Genomic DNA, 1223 nt, shown 5'->3' on the forward strand with positions numbered 1-1223 from the left:
TCCAAAGATTCTAGGCATCCACCCTCGCACCTAGATACACGCCCGAAGTGTGCCCAAATGCCTCCGATCCCTTTTGTATCAAGGGGCGAGAGGCATTTTGTTTGCCTAGTGACTGTCGAACTCGGGTTATTAATCCCTTCTAAAATACCGTTGTTATAATCATATTTCAACGTATTCTCCACGTAATTGATGTATTTGTTGATTGTCTTGATGGCGGTTTTCATATAGCTGGAAACGATATTTTGTTTATTCTCTAATGTTTTCTTTAGGAGCTCAAAGTCTTTGATTTTTATGCAATGTTGCACGTATTGATATAACTCATAGGACGCTTTTAATTCAGAATCTAAATCAATGAGATAGTGGAGAATCTCCACCTCACACATATGCTTTTTAAAGCAACGATGATATTTATAGTTCTTATAATCAAGTTTTGTTTGATCTTTCAGAAGGAGCTTCCAGTATGTTTTCAATTTATTGTAATTCTTTTTATCCCGATTCATGACGTTGATGCGCGTTTTGTTTAAAGCTCTGCTAAATAGTTGGAGGATATGGAATTTGTCGAGTACGATTTCCGCTTTAGGGAAAACTTCTTGGATTAAGGAAATATAAGGGCTGTACATATCGATGACAATCGTTTTTACCGCATCTCTCGCCTTCTTGGAATACCGTAAGAAATACTCTTTGAGGACATGTAATCTCCGGTCCTCCACGATATCCACAATCTCCCCCGTTTCAGAGTCGCAGAAAATAAAGGACATCGCTCCAGCTGCGGATTTCACTGATTTAAACTCATCAAAACACAAATGCTTTGGAAGGTAGTGAACATTTGGTTGATAGTAGCTTTTTTGATCGTTTCGGTAGAACAAAAATTTTCATCAAATGTGATATTTTTGTCTTTTATATTGAGTAGGTTTCGTATAGAATGATGGTGAGACATGTGACACAACTCCTTTGGAAAATGAGGTTTTGTTCGATTACATTTTACCAGAGTTTGTCACATGTCTCGTTTTTTGTGTAAAAAAATGGTGCTGGTTGTATCCACCAACAGCAAATATTATAGAGCCTGCATTTTTCCTTTGCAAAGCTCTGCACTTTTATGGTTCTTACGCTAATTTGGGGAAGTGACTTTCTATTAACTACACTGATATAATAAAAAGAAAAGGAGTGTATGACGATGGCTCATCTTTCCTGGTCTCCTCTCAGTCCAACTATCGAACTGCTGG

General features: G+C 37.6%; 1 protein-coding gene. It reads right to left on the reverse strand.

The features are described from left to right. A partial coding sequence (locus tag FKZ59_RS14355) for a transposase (RefSeq protein WP_246045923.1) occupies window positions 1–779 on the reverse strand: 779 nt, incomplete at its 3' end. Window positions 780–1223: the final 444 nt, after the last annotated feature.

The organism is Ureibacillus terrenus, assembly GCF_006569205.1.
In the GTDB taxonomy this organism is placed as follows: domain Bacteria; phylum Bacillota; class Bacilli; order Bacillales_A; family Planococcaceae; genus Ureibacillus; species Ureibacillus terrenus.